The organism is Bradyrhizobium sp. (assembly GCF_036009065.1).
Classification (GTDB): domain Bacteria; phylum Pseudomonadota; class Alphaproteobacteria; order Rhizobiales; family Xanthobacteraceae; genus Bradyrhizobium.
This window is the reverse complement of the sequence record NZ_DASYMN010000154.1, coordinates 1-1,952: the sequence shown is the minus strand read 5'-3', so window position 1 is coordinate 1,952 and position 1,952 is coordinate 1. Positions and strand designations below refer to the sequence as shown.

Sequence of the window (1,952 nt, the reverse complement as noted above, 5' to 3'; positions counted from 1 at the left end):
GTTCACGATCTCACGCGTCGACGAATCGAGGATTCGATGGTCGAACGCCTTGAGACGTATGCGAATATTTTGGCCGTTCATAGTGTCGATCTCTGTTGCGCTCTTCTGTCCGTCATTGCCGGGCTTGACCCGGCAATCCATCGATCTTCAGAAGAGTCTTGCGAAGAAGATGGATGCCCGGGTCAAGCCCAATAGCGTCCGGCACGATTTCTGCTTGAGAAAGTGCACGGCATTGATTCTTCTTAGGTTCAGCTGGTTACGAATCATCTGGACACGAAGAGGATCAACACCGTGCCGCATCAGAATATCGTTTTTCATGAGCTATTGAAGCAGATTCCGTGGGCGGTCTTCGATCGGCTTGTGGAACAACATGATGGCTGTCGGGACGAACGGGCGACCAAAAGCAAGCCGCACCTGATCGCGATGCTGCTGGGGCAATTTTGCGGGGCACGGGGGTTACGCGAGATTGAAGCGAACCTGAAAAGCCATGCCGGCAAGCTTTATCATGTGGGCGGTTGCGCGATCTCGAAGTCGGCGCTGTCGACGGCCAACAACTCGCGTGCCACGGCCGGGATTTTTGGCGATTTGCTTTCGGTGCTGATGCGGCAATTGCAGGCCGGTTACCGGCGGAAAGTCCGCGATTGCGTCCGCCTGATTGACTCGACCAGTGTGCGGCTCTCCACCTTAAGCGGCCATTGGGCCACCTTCTCCAGTGGCGTCTGCGGGGCCAAGGCTCACATCGTCTATGATCCCGATGCCGACCAGCCGTTATACCTGATGGTAACGGCCTCACATATCAACGACATTGTGGCCGCCAAGCAGATGCCGATCGAAGCCGGGGCGACTTATGTGTTCGATCTCGGCTATTACGATTACGGCTGGTGGGCGATGCTGGATGAAGCCAATTGCCGCATCGTAACCCGACTGAAGAGCAACACGCCTTTTACGGCCGTCGAGCAGCGTCCGGTGCCGGCAGCAACGCCGATCTTGAGCGATCGGACTGGATATCTCCCCGGGCGGCTGGCGGCCTCGCGGCGCAATCCGATGTCGAAATTGGTTCGTGAGGTCCAGGTCGTCATCGAGACCGGTAAGGTGCTGCGGATCTTCACCAACGATCTTGAAGCCAGCGCCCAGGAGATTGCCGACCTCTACCAGCGGCGCTGGGCGATCGAACTGTTCTTTCGCTGGATCAAGCAAGCCCTCAAGATCGACCACTTCTTTGGAATATCCGAAACCGCGGTTCGCATCCAGATTACGGTGGCGCTGATCGGCTTTCTGTTGCTCAGGCTGGCTCACGATGCCAACAAGATCATGAAAAGCCCGCTCGCCTTCACCCGGTTGATCAAGACAAATCTAATGCAGCGGCGCGCCATCGCAGAGCTTCTCATGCCGCCGCCGCCGCCGCAGCCGGATCAACCCAGGTTCGAGTTCGCGCCCGCCTCAACACGCGCAGCCCAAAAACGTCGTATCTTGCGCGCCGCTACCCCGAAGGAGCATCATGCATGACTCGTGCCGGACGCTCCTGGGCTCGACCCGGCAATCCATCCCCTTCGAAAGACCCTTTATCGAAGAGTGATGGATACGCGGGTCAAGCCCGCGTATGACGAAACTAACCCCTTTTCTTCGGCTCCCACTTCTCCACCGGGCCGCCGGCGTCGCGCCAGGCGGCAAAGCCGCCGCCGAGATGCGCGACCGGCTTCAGGCCCATGTCCTGCGCGGTCTTGGCCGCCAGCGCCGAACGCAGGCCGCCGGCGCAATGGAAGATGAACTTCTTGTCGCCCTGGAAGATCGGCTTGGCATAGGGGCTTTGCGGGTCGATCCAGAATTCCAGCATACCGCGGGTACAGGAGAATGCGCCGGGAATTCTGCCATCGCGTTCGATCTCTCTGGGGTCGCGGATATCGACTATCACCACGTCGCTTGCCGCGCCCTTGCGGTATGCTGCAATAGCG

At 58.9% G+C, this 1,952-nt stretch carries 1 protein-coding gene and 2 pseudogenes; 1 reads left to right on the top strand and 2 read right to left on the bottom strand.

Going from position 1 to position 1,952, the window contains the following annotated elements; genetic code table 11:
- Positions 1-81 (bottom strand): annotated as a pseudogene (rpsJ, locus tag VGP39_RS09460) (30S ribosomal protein S10); the annotation flags it as partial.
- Positions 82-291: 210 nt separating this feature from the next.
- Between rpsJ and VGP39_RS09455 the strand changes: the two are divergent.
- Positions 292-1,416, top strand: a pseudogene (locus tag VGP39_RS09455) (IS4 family transposase); the annotation flags it as partial.
- Between the two features lie 193 nt (positions 1,417-1,609).
- Here VGP39_RS09455 and VGP39_RS09450 read toward each other — a convergent pair.
- Positions 1,610-1,952: rhodanese-like domain-containing protein (locus tag VGP39_RS09450; protein ID WP_327567845.1), on the bottom strand; the 343-nt coding region annotated here is incomplete at its 5' end.